This is a genomic window from Pseudomonas sp. UBA5706 (assembly GCF_002419965.1).
Lineage (GTDB): Bacteria > Pseudomonadota > Gammaproteobacteria > Pseudomonadales > Pseudomonadaceae > Aquipseudomonas.
The window spans coordinates 1-20,817 of the sequence record NZ_DIHC01000057.1; the positions used below are offsets into that span (position 1 = coordinate 1).

General features: G+C 62.2%; 16 protein-coding genes. 11 read left to right on the forward strand and 5 right to left on the reverse strand.

Features of this window, described 5'->3' with window-relative positions:
• From B3I26_RS25875 to B3I26_RS25900, 6 genes are all read left to right on the forward strand, one after another.
• The coding region (locus tag B3I26_RS25875; protein ID WP_296262287.1) for a L,D-transpeptidase family protein at positions 1 to 88 on the forward strand (88 nt) is incomplete at its 5' end.
• A gap of 589 nt (positions 89 to 677) precedes the next feature.
• Positions 678 to 1,409: a GntR family transcriptional regulator gene (locus B3I26_RS25880; protein WP_296262054.1), complete on the forward strand. Its 732-nt coding sequence runs from the start codon at positions 678 to 680 to the stop codon at positions 1,407 to 1,409.
• A gap of 46 nt (positions 1,410 to 1,455) precedes the next feature.
• Complete coding sequence (nagA, locus tag B3I26_RS25885; RefSeq protein WP_296262058.1) at positions 1,456 to 2,565, forward strand: N-acetylglucosamine-6-phosphate deacetylase; 1,110 nt, start codon at positions 1,456 to 1,458, stop codon at positions 2,563 to 2,565.
• Positions 2,543 to 3,565, forward strand: a complete 1,023-nt coding sequence (locus B3I26_RS25890) for an SIS domain-containing protein (RefSeq protein ID WP_296262060.1) — start codon at positions 2,543 to 2,545, stop codon at positions 3,563 to 3,565. The genes nagA and B3I26_RS25890 overlap by 23 nt, the downstream gene beginning before the upstream one ends.
• Positions 3,566 to 3,604: 39 nt before the next feature.
• Entirely contained in the window at positions 3,605 to 6,145 is a 2,541-nt protein-coding gene (ptsP, locus tag B3I26_RS25895; RefSeq protein ID WP_296262062.1) for a phosphoenolpyruvate--protein phosphotransferase, read from the forward strand.
• 99 nt (positions 6,146 to 6,244) lie between these two features.
• Positions 6,245 to 7,882: a PTS transporter subunit EIIC gene (locus B3I26_RS25900; RefSeq protein ID WP_409522039.1), complete on the forward strand. Its 1,638-nt coding sequence runs from the start codon at positions 6,245 to 6,247 to the stop codon at positions 7,880 to 7,882.
• Positions 7,883 to 7,978: 96 nt separating this feature from the next.
• Here the strand turns inward: B3I26_RS25900 and B3I26_RS25905 are convergent, their stop codons facing one another.
• Positions 7,979 to 8,290 (reverse strand): YqfO family protein, encoded by a 312-nt coding sequence (locus B3I26_RS25905; protein ID WP_296262066.1) that lies wholly within the window; start codon positions 8,288 to 8,290, stop codon positions 7,979 to 7,981.
• Between the two features lie 6 nt (positions 8,291 to 8,296).
• Positions 8,297 to 12,196, reverse strand: coding sequence for a phosphoribosylformylglycinamidine synthase (gene purL / locus B3I26_RS25910; protein WP_296262068.1), 3,900 nt, complete (start codon positions 12,194 to 12,196; stop codon positions 8,297 to 8,299).
• Positions 12,197 to 12,409: 213 nt separating this feature from the next.
• Between purL and mltF the strand changes: the two genes are divergently transcribed.
• A complete protein-coding gene (gene mltF / locus B3I26_RS25915) occupies positions 12,410 to 13,870 on the forward strand; it encodes a membrane-bound lytic murein transglycosylase MltF (RefSeq protein ID WP_296262073.1) in 1,461 nt (486 codons plus the stop codon).
• A 110-nt stretch (positions 13,871 to 13,980) separates the two neighbouring features.
• On the opposite strand, the gene tadA is transcribed toward mltF, so the two are convergent.
• The 3 genes from tadA to B3I26_RS25930 all read right to left on the reverse strand — a co-directional run bounded on the left by tadA (position 13,981) and on the right by B3I26_RS25930 (position 17,639).
• A complete protein-coding gene (tadA, locus tag B3I26_RS25920) occupies positions 13,981 to 14,463 on the reverse strand; it encodes a tRNA adenosine(34) deaminase TadA (RefSeq protein ID WP_296262076.1) in 483 nt (160 codons plus the stop codon).
• Complete coding sequence (locus B3I26_RS25925; RefSeq protein ID WP_296262079.1) at positions 14,463 to 15,836, reverse strand: multicopper oxidase family protein; 1,374 nt, start codon at positions 15,834 to 15,836, stop codon at positions 14,463 to 14,465. Before B3I26_RS25925 ends, tadA begins: the two co-directional genes overlap by 1 nt.
• A 195-nt stretch (positions 15,837 to 16,031) precedes the next feature.
• Complete coding sequence (locus B3I26_RS25930; RefSeq protein WP_296262082.1) at positions 16,032 to 17,639, reverse strand: IclR family transcriptional regulator domain-containing protein; 1,608 nt, start codon at positions 17,637 to 17,639, stop codon at positions 16,032 to 16,034.
• A gap of 166 nt (positions 17,640 to 17,805) precedes the next feature.
• Between B3I26_RS25930 and B3I26_RS25935 the strand changes: the two genes are divergently transcribed.
• From B3I26_RS25935 to B3I26_RS25950, 4 genes are read left to right on the forward strand one after another with little or no spacing between them, the layout of a single operon-like run.
• On the forward strand, positions 17,806 to 18,618 hold the full coding sequence (locus B3I26_RS25935; protein WP_296262083.1) for a ribonuclease activity regulator RraA: 813 nt from the start codon (positions 17,806 to 17,808) through the stop codon (positions 18,616 to 18,618).
• The gene (locus tag B3I26_RS25940) at positions 18,615 to 19,070 is read left to right on the forward strand and encodes a nuclear transport factor 2 family protein (RefSeq protein WP_296262087.1); all 456 of its coding nucleotides are present in this window, start codon (positions 18,615 to 18,617) and stop codon (positions 19,068 to 19,070) included. Before B3I26_RS25935 ends, B3I26_RS25940 begins: the two co-directional genes overlap by 4 nt.
• Positions 19,070 to 20,488, forward strand: coding sequence for an aldehyde dehydrogenase (NADP(+)) (locus B3I26_RS25945; protein WP_296262090.1), 1,419 nt, complete (start codon positions 19,070 to 19,072; stop codon positions 20,486 to 20,488). The genes B3I26_RS25940 and B3I26_RS25945 overlap by 1 nt, the downstream gene beginning before the upstream one ends.
• Positions 20,485 to 20,796: a Dabb family protein gene (locus tag B3I26_RS25950; RefSeq protein ID WP_296262092.1), complete on the forward strand. Its 312-nt coding sequence runs from the start codon at positions 20,485 to 20,487 to the stop codon at positions 20,794 to 20,796. The genes B3I26_RS25945 and B3I26_RS25950 overlap by 4 nt, the downstream gene beginning before the upstream one ends.
• Positions 20,797 to 20,817: the final 21 nt, after the last annotated feature.

The following is a 20,817-nucleotide window of genomic DNA, read 5'->3' on the forward strand; positions in this document are numbered from 1 at the left end:
CAATGGCTGCATCGCCATGAAAAACAGTGACATTCGTGAGGTATGGGATCTGGTCAAGGACGGTACGATGATTGAGATCCGGCCGTAGCTGTGGACCAGTTAGATACCAGTTACGCGCCAGGGTCACCCGCCGCCGGTTGTTTTGCCCACACGGCGTAGGGTGCAGTGTGCTCGCGATCCGGCACGAAGTGGCAGCAACCCCAGGCATGGGACTTGCCTGGCGCGCCGAATGCGTCTGGTCTTACTGCCGCTACGCGCCAGATCGCGAGCAAGCTTCGCTCCTACGGCCTTCGGCCAGCGTCAAAAGCTGATCGCGATACGGCAGCTCAGTCGCGGGCAAGCCTACGGCCTTCGGCCAGCGTCAAAAGCGGGTCGCGATACGGCAGCTCAGTCGCGGGCAAGCCTGCCGCCTACGGCCTTCGGCCAGCGTCAAAAGCTGATCGCGATACGGCAGTTCAGTCGTGGGCAAGTCTGCCGCCTACGGGCTTCGGCCAGCGTCAAAAGCGGGTCGCGTTACGGCAGTTCAGGGGTGGGCAGCGCCTGCGGGATTTACTCGTCACCACCCCGTGACGAAAAAAACCTCCTGACTGATACCACTTCCATTGACGTGGTATGCAAGTGGTATTACTTTCGGCCCTATCCTCCGAACGTAATAACCATCACTTCGGTCCTTGCTCATGAATTCACTGCTTTCCCTGCGTCCAGACGACAGCCAGCCGACGCCGCTTTACCTGCAGTTGGCGCGTAATCTGGAAGCGGCGATCCATGCAGGTCTTTGGAAGGCCGAGCAGGCATTGCCCTCCGAGCGCAGTCTTAGCGAAACCCTGAACATATCCCGAGTGACCGCCCGCAAGGCGCTGGAGATTTTGCTTGCACAAGGGCTGATCCGCCGCAGCCAGGGTTCGGGCACGTTCATTACACCGCGCCTGGAACAACCGCTGTCACGCCTGTCCAGTTTCAGCGAAATGCTTCGCCTTAAAGGCTTCACCCCAACCTCCCAGTGGCTTGAGCGCGACATTACCTTACCGACCCACGAAGAATTGATCCGGCTGAGCCTGTCGCCTACCGAAAAAGTCGCGCGGCTCAAGAGGCTGCGCAAAGCCGATGGCATCGTCATGGCAGTTGAACTCAGCGCCCTGCCCGCCGCGCTGCTGCCACAACCGCAGGCCATCGGCGATTCGCTTTACGCCCACCTCGACTCGATAGGTCGGCCGGTGGTGCGTGCCCTTCAGCACATTCGCGCGATCAACGCTTCACCGCAAATGGCCGCACTGGTCGGCCTTGAAACCGGCACCGCCATGTTGCTCATGACCCGTATCGGTTATCTGGCCGACAACACGCCCATCGAGCTGACCGACACTTACTGCCGTGACGATTACTACGATTTCGTGGCAGAGCTGCGCAGGTAAAGCGCTGCGCAGCTCTAGCGAATCCACCGAATACAACGGAGCCTGCATGTCCGATTTCAACATCCTCACTCCCGACGGCTGGATTCGCGGCCAGCTGCAGCACCGCGACGGTCGGGTGACCAGCGTTCAGGGCGCCCCGTGCAACCCGCAGGACAACGACCTGCCCTACCTGCTGCCAGGCTTCATTGACCTGCACGTTCACGGAGGCGGCGGCAGCGACATCATGGAGGGCGCCGAGGGGTTCGCCACCATAGCCGGCACCCACCTGCGTTTCGGCACGACCTCGCTGCTTGCCACCACCATGACTGCCCCCGCCGTCGAGATCCGTCAGATCCTTGAGCAACTGGGTAGCTATTGTCGGGACCGCGCGCCAGACACCGCCCGCGTACTGGGCGTGCACCTGGAGGGCCCTTACATCAATCCCGGAAAACTTGGCGCGCAACCCAACCATGCGCACGCTGCGCTGTTAAGCGAAGTTGAAGATTACCTGGCCATCGCGCCAATCAAGGTGATTACCATCGCCCCGGAAATCGCCGGCCATGTGGCATTGATCAAAGCCTTGTCGTCCCGAGGCGTGCGCTTGCAAATCGGCCACACCCTGGGCAGTTATGAAGAAGGCGTCGAAGCCCTTAAAGCTGGCGCCACCAGCTTCACCCACCTGTACAACGCCATGAGCGCGCTGCATCACCGCGAGCCGGGCATCGTCGGCGCAGCACTGGCCCATGCCCGGTACGCCGAGTTGATCCCTGACCTGCTGCATGTGCATCCCGGTGCGATCCGCGTCGCCCTGCGCTCGATTCCCTGCCTGTACTGCGTAACGGATTCCACGGCCGCCACCGGCATGCCCGATGGTGAATACAGGCTGGGCAGTCACACCGTCACCAAATGCCTAGGTGGAGTGCGCCTGGCCGACGGCACGCTGGCTGGCAGCACGCTAACCATGGATCAGGCGCTGCGCAATCTGGTGAAGATCGGCGTGACATTGGCCGAAGCGTCCCAGCGCCTGTCGCAATTTCCCGCGGACTACCTGGGCATCGAAGAGCGCGGTCGCCTGCGACAAGGCAGCTGGGCCGACGCTGTGTGCCTGGATCGCGACCTGAAAATCACTGCCGTCATGGTCGAAGGAGAGACCCTTGAACTCAAAAATGCTCGATGAGGCGCTGGCCTCTGCCGATGTGATCCGGCGTCAACTGGAGGTGCTTGAGCCTCGCCTGATCGACCTGGCGCAACGCCTGCGCGAGGCCGAGCCGCACGTGATCCTGTCAGTCGCCAGAGGCAGTTCCGACCATGCTGCCAGCTACTTCACCTATCTGGCCATGCAGCTCACTGGCGTGCCGGTGGCCTCGCTGCCGATGTCAGTAGTGACCCTGCATGACTCAGCGATGCGCGTGCTGGGCCAACCGGCCATTGGCTTTTCGCAGTCGGGGCAAAGCCCTGATCTGGTGGACAGCCTACGCACACTGCGTAAGCGCGGCGCGCTGAGCATCGCCATGGTCAACGCCGAAGGCTCGCCCCTGGAACAGGTCTGCGAATACACCCTGCCCCTGAGCGCCGGACCGGAATTGAGCGTTGCGGCCACCAAAAGCTTCATCGCAACGCTGAGCGCGAGCGCACGTTTGCTGGCGCATTGGCAACAGGATGGGCCGTTATTGCAAGCCGGTCAGACGCTACCCGAGCGGTTGCATGAGGCGGCGCGTCAGGACTGGTCGGCGGCCATCGACGCGCTGCGCGACTCTCAGCGACTGATGGTGATCGGTCGCGGCACGGGCTTTGCGATCGCTCAGGAAGCGGCACTCAAGTTCAAGGAAACCTCGGCTATTCAGGCCGAGGCCTTCAGCAGCGCCGAAGTACGCCATGGCCCGATGGCGTTGGTGGACGATGAGTATCCGTTGCTGATCTTCGCCACCCGCGGCACCGAACAGGCCAGCCTGCTTACCCTGGCCGCGGACATGCGCCAACGCGGGGCCAAGGTGCTGCTGGCTGCCCCCGACGATATCGCAGAACGCGACCTGACCCTGACCTGTGCCGATCATCCGGCCCTCGATCCAATCCTCGCCATCCAGAGCTTCTATGTGATGGCGGCCGCCTTGGCCGAGGCGCGAGGGTTGGACCCGGACCAGCCGCGACACCTGAGCAAAGTCACCAAAACCCGTTGATGCCACGCCGCTTCAACCCACGCCTGCAAGGACGAAGTCATGCATAACAATAACCAAATGACGTTCAGCGCTCCGTTCAGCGGAGCGGTATTGAAACTGGCAACCGTTCCCGACCCGGTATTCGCCGGCGGCACCATGGGCGATGGCTTGGCCATCGACCCGTTGGATGACGTGCTGCACGCGCCGTTTGGCGGCGTGGTGATCAACATCGCGCGCAGCCGTCACGCCATCAATCTGCGGGCCGATAACGGCAGCGAGTGGCTGCTGCATGTGGGCATCGACACCGTGGCGCTGGGGGGCGAGGGATTCGAGGCCTTGGTCAAGGAGGGTCAAAGGATCAAGGAAGGCCAGCCGCTGCTGCGTTTCCAGATGGACCCTGTTGCGCGCAACAGTCTGAGCCTGGTCAGCCCACTGATTCTGCTTAATGGCGACCGCTTCAGCCTGACGCCGGTTCATCACTCAGGCTCTGTCAATGTCGGCGAGCCGCTGCTGACCATCAGCGCACTCGGTCCCATCACCGCAGACAAAGCGAGCAGCGACCAGTGCATCGAGCCATCTCGCGGCAGCACGCGCGTGGCACATAGTGGCGGCCTGCATGCGCGTCCTGCGGCGCTGATACGTCAGACCGCGCGCCAGTTCGCAAGCAATGCCGAACTGCACTTCGCCGGCGCCAGCGCCTCAACCGAAAGTGTGACCGCCCTGATGGGGCTGGGCGTCGCCGAACAGGACGAAGTGGAAGTGGTATGTCTGGGCCACGACAGTGAAGTGGCGTTGCAGGCGTTGCTCAAAGCGTTATCGACAGCCTCGCCGAATGAAAAACCGCCAGCAGCCGTCACACCTCGAACCGGCCCTCATCTGGCCCCTAAAAGTGACGTGTTGAACGGCGTCATCGCCTCTCCCGGACTGGCCAGCGGCCCGCTTTTCCGCCTCGACGCCCTTGAACTGGAGGAGGACCAGGGCGGCTATAGCCCCGGAGAGCAACGACAGATTCTGAACGAAGCACTGGTGCAGGTGCGTACCGATATCAGCAGTTCTCTGGATCATAATCAACACGAACAAAGCGCAATTTTCGCCACCCACTTGGCGATGCTCGAAGACCCGGCCCTGCTAGACGCCGCCTACGATGCCATTGATCAGGGCCACAGCGCGGCTCATGCCTGGAGCAACGCGGTACTGGCGCAGTGCTCGATGCTGGAAAGACTCGACAACCCGTTGCTCGCCGAACGTGCCAACGACCTGCGCGACCTGCGCCAGCGCGTGCTGCTGACCCTGCTGGGCGACCGTCGCGATGTGCAGGTTCCGGCAGGCGCGATTGTCGTTACCCGCGAGCTGACACCTTCTGACTTGCTGATGCTGGTTAAGTGCGGGATCGGCGGCATTTGCATGGCCGACGGTGGCGCCACCTCTCACCTCGCCATTCTCGCCCGCAGCAAGGGCGTGCCTTGCGTGGTGGCGTTGGGCGCCGGGGTTCTTGCTCTCCCAGCGGGCCAGGAGGTTGTGCTGGACGCCGACCAGGGACATCTTGAGCTCAAACCCGATGCGGCGCGCCTGCAACACATCCACAGCCTTCGCGCGCAACGCTTCGACCAGCGCAAGCGTCAGCAACAACACGCGCATCTTGCAGCGCAGACACAGGATGGCGTGGGCATCGATGTCGCGGCCAACATCGGCTCACGCGCCGATGCTGAAAACGCTCAACTCAATGGCGCGGACGGCGTCGGCCTGCTGCGTACCGAGTTTCTCTTTGTTGGCCGCAGTACAGCGCCCACCGAAGACGAGCAGCTGTTGGCCTATCAAGCAGTGCTCGACGCCATGCCCGGGAAACCGGTGATCATCCGCACTATTGACGTCGGCGGCGACAAGCAGCTCGACTACCTGCCATTGCCTGCCGAGGCCAACCCGGTGCTGGGCCTTCGCGGTATCCGTCTCGGTCAGGCGCGCCCTGAACTGCTGGACCAGCAACTGCGCGCGCTGCTTCGGGTCAAGCCGCTGGCGCGCTGCCGCATTCTGTTGCCGATGATCACCGAGGTCGGCGAATTGCTGGACGTTCGGGCGCGGATCGACGCCTTGGCGCAGCAGACCGGGATCAGCGAACGGCCGCAGCTGGGGGTGATGATCGAGGTACCTTCCGCCGCCCTTCTGGCCGGGCAATTGGCCGAGCACGCTGACTTCCTGTCCATCGGCACCAATGACTTGTCGCAGTACACGCTGGCCATGGACCGCGATCACGCTGGGCTTGCCGCGCGCGTCGATGCTCTGCACCCCGCGCTGCTGCGCCTGATCGCCATGACCTGCAGCGCCGCAGAGAACCACGGGCGCTGGGTCGGGGTCTGCGGGGCGTTGGCATCGGACCCTTTGGCAACGGCTGCGCTGATCGGACTGGGCGTACGCGAGTTGTCCGTAAGCCCGCCCCAGGTCGCCGAGATAAAAGCGCAGGTGCGTGAACTCGACACCCGGCAGTGCCAGGCCCTCGCTCAGCATCTGCTGGGGCTGTGCAGCGCCGAAGATGTACGCGCAGCCTGCGCCACGTTTCGGGCGCAAGTCCCTCCGCACATCGCAGGCGTTGCACAGCACACCTGACAACTGACATTAAGAACAAGAACAACAGACCAGAGATCAAGGAGAGACGCCGTGTATCAACATTTCATCGAAGGGTTACAGCGACTGGGGCGGGCGTTGATGTTGCCCATCGCGATCCTGCCCATTGCAGGTCTGCTGCTGCGCCTGGGCGACACCGACCTGCTGGACATCGCCATCATCCACTCGGCCGGCAACGCCATCTTCAGTAACCTGGCGCTGATCTTCGCCATCGGCATCGCCGTGGGTTTCGCCCGCGACAATAATGGTACTGCCGGGCTGGCGGGGGCGATTGGCTACCTGGTGATGACCTCGACGCTCAAAGTGCTCGACCCACACATCGACATGGGCATGCTCGCCGGGATCATCGCGGGGCTATTGGGCGGCGCGCTGTATAACCGTTTCAAGGAAATCGCCCTGCCGGAGTACCTGGCGTTCTTCGGGGGGCGGCGATTCGTGCCTATCGTGACGGGCTTGTCGGCGGTGGCGCTGGGACTGCTGTTCGGCCTGATCTGGCCGCCGGTTCAGCAAGCGATCAATTCGCTGGGCCAGTTGATGCTGGAAAGCGGCAGCATCGGTGCGTTCTTCTTCGGCGTGATGAACCGCATCCTGATTATCACCGGGCTGCATCACATCCTGAACAATCTGGTCTGGTTCGTCTTTGGCAGCTTCACCGATCCGCAAACCGGGCGTGCAGTCACTGGTGATCTGGCACGATATTTCGCTGGCGATCCCCACGCGGGCCAGTTCATGACCGGGATGTTCCCGATGATGATCTTCGGCCTGCCGGCCGCGTGCCTGGCGATGTACCGTAACGCGCTGCCGCAGCAACGCAAGCTGATCGGCGGGATTCTGCTTTCGATGGCGCTGACCTCAGCACTGACCGGCGTGACCGAGCCCATCGAGTTCGCCTTCATGTTCCTCGCACCGATGCTGTACGTGCTCCACGCCTTGCTGACCGGGCTTTCCATGGCGCTGGCGAACATGCTGAACATTCACTTGGGCTTCACCTTTTCCGGCGGCGCGATCGATATGGCGCTGGGTTGGGGCAGGTCCACCAATGGCTGGCTGGTGTTCCCGCTGGGCCTGGCCTATGCGCTGGTGTATTACGTGGTGTTCGATCAGTGCATCAAGCGCTTCAACCTGAAAACCCCAGGGCGCGAGCAAGTTGCCAGTCAAGCGTCTCAGGTGGGGCAAAGCGACCGGGCGGGTGCGTACATCCAGGCATTGGGCGGCGCTGAAAACCTGTTGGGCATCGATGCGTGTACCACACGGCTGCGCCTGCAACTGGCGGATCGCAGCAAAGCACTTGACGTGGAGTTGAAAGCCCTGGGCGCCATGGCCGTGGTGCGTCCGGGCAATGCGAGGAGTTTGCAGGTAGTGGTAGGGCCGATGGCCGATGGGCTGGCGGACGAACTGCGCAACGCCCTGCCCCATGCAGCGAAAGCGCCTGTTGCGCAGACGCCGATGAACACACAAACCCATCGGCCTGTGGATACTGGCCAAGCTGCGCAGTGGTTCAAGGCATTGGGTGGGAAGGATTTGATGGACGTGGAATGCGTAGCCCTGACGCGCTTGCGGGTCCAGCTCAAGGATGGGCAATCGCTGGCGGCAAGTCAGTTGGAGGCGCTAGGGTCACAGGGAGTCAGAAGCCTGGGCAATGGGGTCTGGCATGTATTGGTGGGGGACGGTGCTCAGGGGTTGAGCGAGGCGTTGCGAACCATGGTGCGAGCGCGGTGACACAAACACCTGTAGCCGAATGGCTTGCCGGCGGTGACGTCCTGGAGAACGCTGCCGCCGTCACGCCGGACGGCTACAAAAGATTTGCGTTGGGCACTAAATGTCTTCCAGCTTCCACACTTCATAAGCCGGTGTTTCATAGGGGTGGCTGCTTTTGAGGGCAGCCACCGCTGGCTTAATCAGTTCATCGGCGACGACCAGCTCTACTTTCCATTCTTCGACGTACTCGATCTCACCCGCCTGTCCAATGAACGGCTGACTGCCGTCCAGTGGGCGAAACTGGCCATGACCGAGCACCTGCCATGAGCAGTTGTCGTAAGCACCGATTCGCCCCGCACCGGCGGCGAATAATGCTTGCTTGACCTGCTCCACATGGCTCTGAGGAACGAAGAAGGCGAGCTTGTACATCTTCGATCAGTTCACCCAGACGCGAGCGTTACGGAACATCCGCATCCACGCGCCGTCTTCGGCCCACTCATCCGGGCGCCACGAGTTGTTCACGGCGCGGAACACGCGCTCAGGGTGCGGCATCATGATGGTGACACGCCCGTCGCGCGTGGTCAGACCGGTGATACCGCGCGGCGAGCCATTCGGGTTGGCCGGGTAGGTTTCGGTCACCTTGCCATGGTTGTCGACGAAGCGCATGGCCACGGTGCCGGACACATCGCTTTGCAGCAGCGCTTCAGGCGACTTGAATTCCGCATGCCCCTCGCCGTGAGCAATAGCGATCGGCATGCGCGAACCGGCCATGCCTTGCAGGAAAATCGATACCGACTTCTGGATCTCGACCATCGCCACGCGACCCTCGAACTGCTCGGAGCGGTTACGCACGAAATGCGGCCAGAACTCGCTGCCCGGAATCAGCTCGCTGAGGTTGGACATCATTTGGCAACCATTGCACACGCCCAGGGCGAAGCTGTCAGTGCGCTGGAAGAAGCCCTGGAAGGCATCGCGGGCGCGGCTGTTGAACAGCGCGGACTTGGCCCAGCCTTCCCCGGCGCCCAGCACGTCGCCGTAGGAGAAGCCACCACAGGCGACCAGGCCTTTGAACTCATTCAGGTCGACACGACCAGCGAGGATGTCGCTCATGTGTACGTCGACCGAGGCGAAACCGGCACGGTCGAAGGCTGCGGCCATTTCCACCTGACCGTTCACGCCCTGCTCGCGCAGAACGGCGACCTGTGGACGCACGCCTTTCTTGATGTAAGGGGCGGCGATGTCGTCATTGACGTCGTAGCCGAGCTTGACGCTCAGGCCCGGATTGTCTTCTTCGAGCAGGGCATCGAATTCCTGATCGGCGCAGTCGGCGTTGTCGCGCAGGCGCTGGATCTGATAGCTGGTTTCGCTCCACTGACGTTGCAGCAGGCGACGGTCGCCCTTGAATAACGCTTCGCCATTGAGGCTGATCTTCACTTCGCTGTTGTTGATCGGCTGGCCGATCACTGCCACACAGTCTTCACCCAGGCCAGCGGCGCTGAATTGCTTGAGGACGACCGGCGTCGCGTCCTGACGCACTTGAATGACCGCACCCAGCTCTTCGTTGAAGAGAATGGCCGCGACTTTTTCAGGCTTGCCTGTCAGGGTGTCGAGTTCAAGATTCAGGCCACAGTGCCCGGCGAAGGCCATTTCCAGCGCCGTGGTCATCAGGCCGCCATCGGAACGGTCATGGTAGGCCAGCAGGTGGCCGTCGGCATTGAGGCCCTGGATGACCGCGAAGAACGCCTTGAGGTCTTCAGCGTCATCGACATCCGGCGCGGCGCTACCCAGTTTGCCGTGGGTCTGCGCAAGGATCGACGCACCCATGCGGTTCTGGCCACGACCCAGGTCGATCAGAATCAGGTCGGTAATGCCCTTGTCCATACGCAACTGCGGGGTCAGGGTGCTGCGAATGTCAGCGACCGGAGCGAAGCCGGTGACGATCAGCGACAGCGGCGACGTCACGGTTTTTTCCGTGCCTTCATCGCTCCAGCGGGTCTTCATGGACATCGAGTCCTTGCCCACCGGAATGGTGATGCCCAGCTCAGGGCACAGCTCCATGCCGACCGCTTTGACGGTGTCGTACAGACGCGCGTCTTCGCCCGGATGACCGGCTGCGGACATCCAGTTGGCCGACAGTTTGATGTCGGACATTTTCTCGATACGCGAGGCGGCAATGTTGGTCAGGGTCTCGCCAATCGCCATGCGACCGGATGCCGGGGCATCCAGCAGCGCCAGCGGTGTACGCTCGCCCATGGCCATCGCTTCACCGGTATAGACGTCGAAGCTGGTGGCGGTCACGGCAACGTCGGCCACCGGCACCTGCCACGGGCCAACCATCTGGTCGCGATTGACCAGACCGGTGATGCTGCGGTCGCCGATGGTGATCAAGAAGTTCTTGCTGGCCACGGCCGGGTGGTGCAGTACGCGTTGTACGCTCTCTTCGAGGTCCAGGGTGCTTGGGTCGAAGTCGTCACCCAGTTCAGCCTCGCGAGTGGCCGACCGGTGCATGCGCGGCGCCTTGCCCAGCAGCACTTCCAGCGGCATGTCCACGGGGCTGTTGCCGAAGTGACTGTCGGTTACGGTCAACTGCGGTTCTTCGGTGGCTTCACCGACCACCGCGAACGGGCAGCGCTCACGTTCGCAGATCGCTTTGAAGCGTTCGAAATCAGGGGCGCTGACGGCCAGAACGTAACGTTCCTGCGATTCGTTGCTCCAGATTTCCAGCGGCGCCATGCCGGGTTCGTCGTTGGGCACGTTACGCAGTTCAAAGCGCCCGCCACGGCCACCATCGTTGACCAGTTCCGGGAAGGCATTGGACAGACCGCCCGCGCCAACGTCATGGATGAAAGCGATCGGGTTGTTGTCACCCAGCTGCCAGCAGCGGTCGATAACTTCCTGGCAGCGGCGTTCCATTTCAGGGTTTTCACGCTGGACGGAGGCGAAATCCAGGTCCGCCGAGCTGGTGCCGGTGGCCATGGACGAGGCCGCGCCGCCGCCCAGCCCGATCAGCATGGCCGGGCCGCCGAGCACGATCAGCTTGGCGCCAATGGTGATTTCGCCCTTCTGCACGTGCTCTTCACGGATGTTGCCCATGCCGCCAGCCAGCATGATCGGCTTGTGGTAACCGCGCACTTCTTCGCCGTGAGGGGTATTGATGGACTGTTCGAAGGTACGGAAGTAACCGGTCAGCGCCGGACGACCGAATTCGTTATTGAACGCGGCGCCGCCCAGCGGGCCTTCGATCATGATGTCCAACGGGGTGACGATACGCTCGGGCTTGCCGTAAGGCTTTTCCCAGGGTTGCGCGAAACCGGGGATATTCAGGTTGGACACGGTGAAGCCGGTCAGGCCCGCTTTCGGCTTGGCGCCACGGCCGGTTGCACCTTCGTCGCGGATCTCGCCACCGGAGCCAGTGGAAGCGCCCGGGAACGGAGCGATCGCCGTTGGGTGGTTGTGGGTCTCGACCTTCATCAGAATATGCACCGGCTCCTGCACCGCGCCGTACTGGCGGGTCTCAGGGTCCGGAAAGAAGCGACCGGCAACGCTGCCGACGATTACCGAGGCGTTGTCCTTGTAAGCGGACAGTACGCCTTCGCTGTGCATCTGATAGGTGTTCTTGATCATGCCGAACAGGCTTTTTTCCTGGCTCTGACCGTCGATGTCCCAACTGGCGTTGAAGATCTTGTGGCGGCAGTGCTCGGAGTTCGCCTGGGCGAACATCATCAGCTCGATGTCGTGCGGGTTACGTTTGAGGCCGGTAAAAGCACTGACCAAATAATCGATTTCGTCTTCAGCCAGGGCCAGGCCCAACTCGACATTGGCCTTTTCCAGAGCAGCGCGACCGCCACCGAGCACATCGACGGCAGTCAGCGGCTTGGGCTCGGCGTGGCTGAACAACCCGGCGGCCTCTTCCAGCGCACCCAGCACCAGTTGAGTCATGCGGTCGTGCAGGCTGTCGGCAATGATTTGCGCATCAGCGTCGCTAAACTGGCCTTCTACATAAAAGGCAATGCCGCGCTCGATCCGCTGAACGCTGGTCAGGCTGCAATTACGCGCGATGTCGGTGGCCTTGCTCGACCAAGGCGAGATGGTGCCCAAACGCGGCAGCACCAGAAACAGACGACCGCGAGGCTCTTGAACCGGCACACTCGGGCCGTATTTCAACAGACGGGCAAGGACCTGCTGCTCATCCTCGGTCAGGACGCCAGTGACCTCAGCGAAGTGGGCGAATTCAGCGTACAGGCCACTGACAGCTGGAACTTTGTCGCTCAGCTGTTCAAGTAATTTCTTGTGGCGGAAGGCAGAAAGGGCGGGAGCACCACGCAAGATCAACATCGTCGGGACAGCCTCGGGGAAGGGGGTGTGCTTTGAGGCCGTGCATTCTAGACTAAACACGATCTTTGGGCACCCGAAACGAAGACCTGGACGCGTCCGAACGTCGGTGCGAGACCGTTTCTTACACTGATGGGTAAAAAACTTCGCGCTCTATCAGACGCAACCCGTGCTGTCGAGATATGGCGCTCAGCACGCTTTGCGTATACTGCACCGATGTTTTCCCCATCGGATTTCCGCCCACGCTGTGCCAAGTGGCTCATCGCAACCGGAATCTTCCTGCTGCTCGGTGCCTGTGTTGAAAAACCCAACACGCTGGAACGAGTCAAGGAGGATGGCGTCTTGCGCGTCGTCACCCGCAACAGCCCGGCAACCTACTTCCAGGACCGCAATGGCGAGACCGGCTTCGAGTACGAGCTGGTCAAGCGGTTCGCCGACGACCTGGGCGTCGAGCTGAAGATCGAAACCGCCGACAATCTCGACGACCTGTTCGACCAGATCAACAAACCCGGTGGACCGGTGCTGGGCGCGGCGGGTCTGGTCAGTACCGAAAACCGCGCCAGACAGGTGCGCTTTTCCCACTCGTATCTGGAAGTCACCCCGCAAGTCATCTACCGCAATGGCCAGTCACGCCCTACCGATCCGGGCGATCTGGTGGGCAAGCGTATCCTGGTCCTCAAGGGCAGCAGCCATGCCGAGCAACTGGCGGCGCTGAAGGTCAAGTACCCCGGGATCAATTACGACGAATCGGATCAGGTCGAAGTCGTGGACCTGCTGCGCATGGTGGACGAGGGGCAGATCGACCTGACCCTGGTGGACTCCAACGAGCTGGCGATGAACCAGGTGTATTTTCCTAATGTGCGCGTGGCGTTCGACCTGGGTGATGGGCGTGATCAGCGGTGGGCCGTGGCGCCGGGCGATGACAACAGCCTGCTCAACGAGATCAATGCCTATCTCGACAAGATGCAAAAGAACGGCATGCTGCAGCGGCTCAAGGACCGCTATTACGGGCACGTTGACGTGCTTGGCTACGTGGGCGCCTATACCTTCGCCCAGCATTTGCAGGAGCGCCTGCCCAAGTACGAGAAGCACTTCCAGTCCGCCGCCAAGGAAGAACAGGTGGACTGGCGTCTGCTGGCGGCGATCGGCTATCAGGAGTCGCTGTGGCAACCGGGCGTGACGTCCAAGACCGGCGTTCGCGGGCTGATGATGCTCACCCAGAGCACGGCCCAGGCGATGGGCGTGTCCAACCGGCTGGACGCCAGGCAAAGCATTCAGGGCGGCGCCAAGTACTTCGCCTACGTCAAGGATCAGCTCGATGAAACGATCAAGGAGCCGGATCGCACATGGCTGGCGCTGGCCTCCTACAACATTGGCACCGGCCATCTGGACGACGCACGCAAGCTCGCGGAAAACGAAGGGCTGAACCCGGATAAATGGCTGGACGTGAAGAAGATGCTGCCACGCCTGTCGCAGAAGAAGTGGTACAGCAAAACACGATACGGCTATGCACGGGGCGGCGAGCCGGTCAGTTTCGTCGCCAACATCCGGCGCTATTACGACATTCTTACCTGGGTAACCCAGCCGCAGCTGGAAGGTAGCCAGGTGGCCGACGGCGCGCTGCATGTACCGGGCGTGGACAAGACCAAACCGCCGGAAGACAAGGCGCCGCTGTAGCAGGGATGATCTTGCCTGCGCTGACGTACCCTGTAACAGGCCGACCTGGCGCGGACACGTCCAGATTGCAGCCACCCGCAAGCCGGACGGCTGCAGGTCATGCACGTGCCTCAGCCCTTCGCTCGGCGCATCCTGAAGAACTCACTTAGCATCGCCCCGCACTCCTCGCCCAGCACCCCGCCCTCGAACAGCACCCGGTGATTGAGAAACGGCTGAGTGAAAAACTGTCCCTGGCTTTGCACCGCGCCCGCCTTGGGCTCAGTCGCGCCATACACCACGCGACCGACACGCGAATGCACGATCAACCCCGCGCACATGCTGCACGGCTCCAGGGTCACGTACAACGTGCTGCCCGGCAGGCGGTAGTTGCTCAACGCTCGGGCCGCTGCACGAATGGCGACCATCTCGGCGTGGGCGCTGGGGTCGTTGCCGCTGATGGGGCAGTTGTAGCCGCGGCCGATGATCACGCCGTTCTGCACCAGTACCGCACCCACCGGCACCTCGCCCAACCTCGCCCCTTCGGCGGCCAGCGCCAGGGCTTCACGCATGAAATGTTGATCGCCGCTGCGATCAATGATTTGCGGCTGCCGCATTACGAAACCTCGATAGCTGCCATAAGACCGGTTTCCATGTGATCGATCACATGGCAGTGGAACATCCACACGCCGGGATTATCCGCTACCAGCGCCACGCGTGCCCGTTCGTTCCTGCCCAGCAGATAGGTATCGGTGAAATAAGGGATGATTTTCCTGCGGTTGGAGGCGATGACCTTGAAGCTCATGCCATGCAGATGGATAGGATGCTGGTATTGGGTCATGTTCTTCAGCTCGAAGATATAGCTCTTGCCCTTTTCAAGCCGGGCAATCGGCCGCTCGGCGCAGGTCCTGTCGGTGATGTCCCAGGCCTGACCGTTGATCTGCCACAAACTGGCTGGCTTGCCGTTTTCGACATTGACCGACACCGCCCCCGCCCACTCGAAATTGAAGTTAAGCTTTTCGGCGTTGGCCAGATCTGGCTCGGCCACCGGGTTGGCGGGCAACGCTGGCGGCCATTCACCCGGCGCGTCGTGGCTAGCCACCGAGCGCAACGTGCCCAGGCGTACGGGCCCGTTGCGCAGGGACAGTTCTTCACCCGCGGCCGGGGCCTTGATTGCCAGACAGATGCGCATCCCCGGCCCCAGCCAGTAATCCCTACCCAGCGGGCGCGGCTCGACCGGATTACCGTCCAGGGCATAGATCATTGCCTCGGCACCTGGCAGATTGAGGCGGTAGGTCACGGTGTTGTCGAGATTGAGAATGCGCACGCGGGTAATCTGTCCTGCGGGCAACTCAACCACGCCCTGGGCGACACCGTTGATTGTCGATAACCGCCCCGCCGTACCTTCCCGCGCAGCCTCGCGGATCACGCTGAACGCAGTGAAGGCCCCTTGCTCGTCCACGTGCCAGCTTTTCAGGCTGACCGTGCGCTCATGGGCGAATCCGGTCGGCTGGCGCTCTTCGACGATCAGCGGCCCGACCAGTCCACGCCCCAGTTCTTCGCTGCTGCTCACATGGGGGTGATACCAGTAGCTGCCCGCGTCGGGCACACGAAACTTGTAATCGAAATATTCGCCGGGCTTGACCGGCAGTTGCGAGACGTACGGCACGCCGTCCATTTCCAGAGGCAGACGAATACCGTGCCAATGAACGGTGGTCTCCACCGGCAACCGATTGATGAACCGCACTCGCAACCATTCACCCTGACGGACCCGCAACTCGGTACCCGGTGCCGAGCCGCCAAAGGCCCAGGCCTGTGTCTGGTGCCCGGCAACCAGTTCGACATCCAGCGGCGCAGCGATCAGTTCAAAGTCGTGCCCTTCTCCGGGCCCACGTTTGCCCAGCCAGTACCGCGAAGCGCCATCCGCGCCCAGCCCTACCACGGCAAGGCCGGCTAAACCTCCGAGAATTTGTCGACGGGTAAAGGACATGCGCGCGAGCCCTCGAAAAAAGACCGCCACGATACGCGCGCAGTTACAAAACCTTAAGCGAGAGGCCCTGCTGATTTGCTTCAACACATTACAAACGGCAGATGCCCCCCCCCTGCAGTCGCCATGGAAAACATCAAGAACGACGAATATCGGTTTTTCACCCTCGCGCTCCGCAAAGGTTTGTTAATGGCTGAGTCAGGTTGGCCAGGATGTCGTGCCACCGACAACGCCACGCTGCTGAGCCTTGAGCTTGAACAGCCGCCCGGAAGCGGGGGCGTTGGACAGCATTTCCATGGGCACGTCGTGGCGCGCGCTGGTGATATACAGGGTGTCGTGCTGCACGCCACCGAATGCAAGATCGGTAGGACCGGGAATCGGTAAGCCGACCATACGGTCGATACTGCCATCGGCAGCGAACCGCACCAGACTCCAGCCGTCGCGAAGGGTGGTCCAGACGCCGCCGTCGCGGTCCAGCGCCAAGCCACTGAGCCGCCCGGACCCCTTCGGCAGCGAGGCCAGACGCCTGACGTTCGGGCTGCCCGCAGACATGACATAGACCGTGCCGCTTTGCGGGCCGGTCGCGTACAGCGCCTGCCCTTCCTCGTCCCAGCACAGTGATGTGATGGGCTCCTGAAACTCCCACGGTGCACGCAGATCACCGTGGTGGCTGAGTTCACCGACCTTGCAGCCGCCAGCGGTGGCCAGGCACGCCCAAAGACTCCCGCAAGGGTGGGCCGACAAGCCCTTGAGCGACTTGCCAGGCCACTGAGGCAAAGGGTGTTCGATGCCAGCGAAATCAAACAGCGACCAACCGTGGACATGCGCGATCAGCAAGCCATGACGATGCAACTCCATCGCCACGATGGGCGATTCCAGCCGTGCAAAAATCCGCTCACCGTCGGCCGTCAGCATATGGATGGCGGGCGCCAGGGTATCTGCCCAAAACAGTGTGCTGCGATCCTTCGACCAGCGCGGGAAAGCGCCATTGAATGACCATGGGCAGTCGACCATTTCCACGTCTGAATCCCCAAGTCGGACCCGCGGCTCGTTAAGCTGCGCACCGACACGCCGCGCCGCATCACTCAATTCCGGGCCGAGCAGTTCCAGGCGCTGCAACGTCAGCCGGTACGCCGGCCCCGCTACGCTCAACGCGCCGCGAACGTTACCGGCATTGTCACGGATGCTGGCCGCCACGCAGCGCACACCCATGACGATCTCCTCGTCATCGATCGCATAGCCTCGAGCACGGGTTATCTGCAGTTCGGTGTGCAAGCGACGGCGGTCGGTGATCGTCAACTCGGTTAGCGGCGTCAGCGTCAAACCCTTGAGGATGGCCTCGCGGCTCACCTCGTCCAGCGCCGCCAGGATCGCCTTGCCCTGCCCGGTGCAATACAACGGCTTGCTCTGGCCCAGTGTGGCTGCCGAGCGGGTGGAATGCGCACCGTCGCATCGCTCCAGCGACCTCACCTGATTGCCATCGAGCACGGCCAGATAGGAGGTTTCCCCCGTCAGGTCACGCAGCGCTCGCAGCTCGAAGCTCGCAGCCGCCACCAGATCCGGCATCAGGTAGGCATTGCGCACCAGCTCCAGGTAGCGAAAACCGAGCCGGTAGACCTTGCGCACCGGATCGCGCCGGATCATGCCCCTGTCCACCAGGCTTGCGATGATTCGGTACAGCGTCGTCTTGGGCAATGACAAACGCGCCGCTAGATCAGCCTGCATCACGCCGCCGGGCGCAGAGCCGATCGCCTCCAGAACATCTAGCGCTTTCTCCAGCGCCCCTGTGCCTTCACCCTTACTCATCAATAATTCCCACCATATGGAACATGTACAGGCTTTGAGCATACGAGCTGTGTTGCAAGCGTCAACAAATCTCTAGGATCAGGACAAAACCCATGGCTGCCTGACGGTTTCTTCCCAAAATATGGGAATACGCAGCGCTGGCACACGCTAAGCCCGGAGAACAGGAATGACGCAGATCCATCAGTACGCGGACACACTGACCAACACCCCCGAACGTAACGTCGCCATTACCGATGAGGTATTGGCCAGGCTGGCCCGCTGCAGCAGCGGCTCGCTGACAACCCAACTGTTCAAACTGGGGTTTCGCCAGCCAGCGCTAGTGGGCCTGCGGGCGCTTAACAGAGATATCCAGCCGTTTGCCGGCCGCGCCTTCACCATGCGTTTCATACCGGCGCGCGAAGATATCGACACCTACGGCACCATGACCACCAAGCCCAACCAGGACAATCTGCAATGGCAGGGCGTGGAGCAAATCCAGCCGGGCGACGTATTGGTGATCGACAGTCAGAACGACCCCCGCGCTGCGTCGGCAGGCAACATCCTGGTCACACGGCTGTTGGCCCGTGGCGCGCGCGCAATCGTCACCGACGGCGCGCTGCGTGACGGCAGTGAAATTGCCGCGCTGCCCCTTCCGGCTTACGCGCGTGAAGTCACCGCCACCACCCGTATCTCTTATCACCACGTCGCCGACCTGCAGGTTCCGATTGGCTGCGCGGGCGTTGCGGTGTATCCCGGCGACGTGATCGTCGGTGACGGCGATGGCCTGACCGTGGTGCCAGCGCACCTGGCCGAGGAGTTGGCCGACTACTGCCTCGTTCAGGACGATCTGGAGGCTTATCTGGCGATGCGCATCGCGGCGGGCGAGGCATTGTGGGGGGTGTACCCACCGAGCCCTGCAGCGATTTCCGATTATCATGCCTGGGTTGCTTCGGGCCGCCCGGCCATCCCGAGCATCATCAAAAAGGCGGGTGAGCAATGAGCAAGCAAGCCGACTATGCCGCGCTGATTCGTCGTTATTTCGCTGCATGCAACGCCGCTGATCATGCCGGGCTGGTGTCGTGCTTCACCCCGGATGCCGTGCATTACTTCCCTGCCGGCCTGCCGGAAATCCCGTGGCGCGGCGCCCATACCATTGCCTCCAAATGGGTGTGGTGCGTGGAAAACCTGGGCTCTCAATGGACCATCGAGAAGATCCTGGTCAGCCATGACAGCCCTGAAGCGGTGATCGAGTGGACGCACTGGAAAGGCAAACTCGGCACGGCGCTGCGCGGTGACGAGTGGTACATCTTCGATGAGAAGACCGGCCTGATCAAAGAGATCCGCGCCTACTACGCCTCACCTGCCGACCAGCAAGTGGCAATCAACGAGCTGGTGGATTTCGACTATGTCGCTCGGGGCTATCACCTCGAACCTGCAACAGGGGACAAGTGATGAGTTCGGATATTCAAGCAATCGATCAGGCAGTAGAAGCCGCGGCTTGCGTGGCCGGTTTCTGGGCTGAATCAAACAGCGCAGTGCGCGCTGCCTTGCTGCGCGGGCTGGCCGCCGGACTTGAGCAACAGCAGCAGGCGTTGGTGGCGGTGGCCGATGAAGAAACCGGTCTTGGCACACCACGCCTGAATGGCGAGGTTGCGCGCACGGCCTTTCAATTGCGCGGGTTTGCTAACGAGGTCGAAGCAGGGGTGCCGTATGGCGTCGTGGATGATCAGGCCGTGGCTGGTGCGCCCCCTGCAGGACGGCCCCACCTGACGCGGGTGCAGCAACCGCTGGGCCCGGTCGCGATGTTCAGTGCCAGCAACTTCCCGTTTGCCTTCTCGGTGTTGGGCGGCGATACCGCCTCGGCACTCGCAGCCGGCTGCCCGGTGGTGGTGAAGGCGCACTCGGGTCATCCGCGGCTGTCCCGCGCCGTGCATGAAGTGGCCCAAGGTGTACTTGCGGCGCAAAAGTTGCCTGCCGGTCTGCTCGGCCTGGTTGACGGCGCGTCACGCGCTGGCGGAGTGCATCTGGTTGCCCATCCGCAGATTGCCGCGGTGGCGTTCACCGGCTCTTACCAGGGCGGCGTGGCCCTGTGGAAAGCGGCCAACGAGCGCCCGCGTCCCGTTCCGTTTTTTGGCGAGCTGGGCTCGATCAATCCATTGGTCGCACTGCCGCAGATTCTCGAGCACGACGGCGCAGCCCTGGCGACAACACTGGCTGCCTCCATCACAAGCGGCACAGGGCAGTTCTGCACCAGCCCTGGCGTCATCGTGCTGCTCGAACATCCGGCCAGCGATCAGTTCATCGCCCAACTGAGCGACGCGCTGCAACCGATCAAGACCCACCGGATGCTCACGCCCGGTATGCGCAGCGGCTTCGACAGCGGTGTCGCTCAGCTCTCGAAGTCCGCGTCTGCAAGGGCGCTTTTCATGCCGTTGACTGACGGCGACGGACCTGCCCCGCGCCTGTTCGAAGTCGACGCACAGGCCCTCATCAGCGACGCGCACTTGCGCGAGGAGATGTTTGGGCCTGCTGCGGTGGTGGTCAAGGTCAGGTCCGTGAGCCAGGCGATCGAGGTATTGCACGCCATTGGAGGCAGCCTGACAGCAACGTTGTGGGGCCTTGAGCAAGACTGCGCCGACAACCGCGCACTGCTGCGGGCCGCGCGCCAAATCGCAGGCCGCGTGCTGTTCAGCGGCGTTCCAACCGGCGTCGCGGTCACCCACGCGCAGCAGCATGGCGGGCCATGGCCAGCCTCCACGCAACCCCACACCACGTCGGTGGGATACGCAGCACTTGCACGCTTCGTACGCCCGGTGGCGCTGCAGGATGCGCCCTCCTGGGCACTCACCGAAGGGAGTCTCCAGCCATGATGATGCACATCGTGATGTTCCGCCGCCTGCCTTCGGTGCCGAAAAACGACGAGCTGGAAAACCATCTGGTGCAGTGGATGAAAGACTTGCATCAGGACATCGACTTCGCGCGCAGCTGGAAGGTCTCGGCCAACGAACTGGATCGGCCTATCTGCTGGGACTACTTGCTGGAGACCTCCTTCGACAACGCCGACGCAGTCAACCGCTACCTGCCTCATCCGGCGCACATGGCACTGGTTACCGAATTGAAGAAGTACTTCGAGTGGGCAGCAGTCGACTACACGCAGACAGACGCACCAGCGGTTTGATACCGACCAGGGCATTGGCGG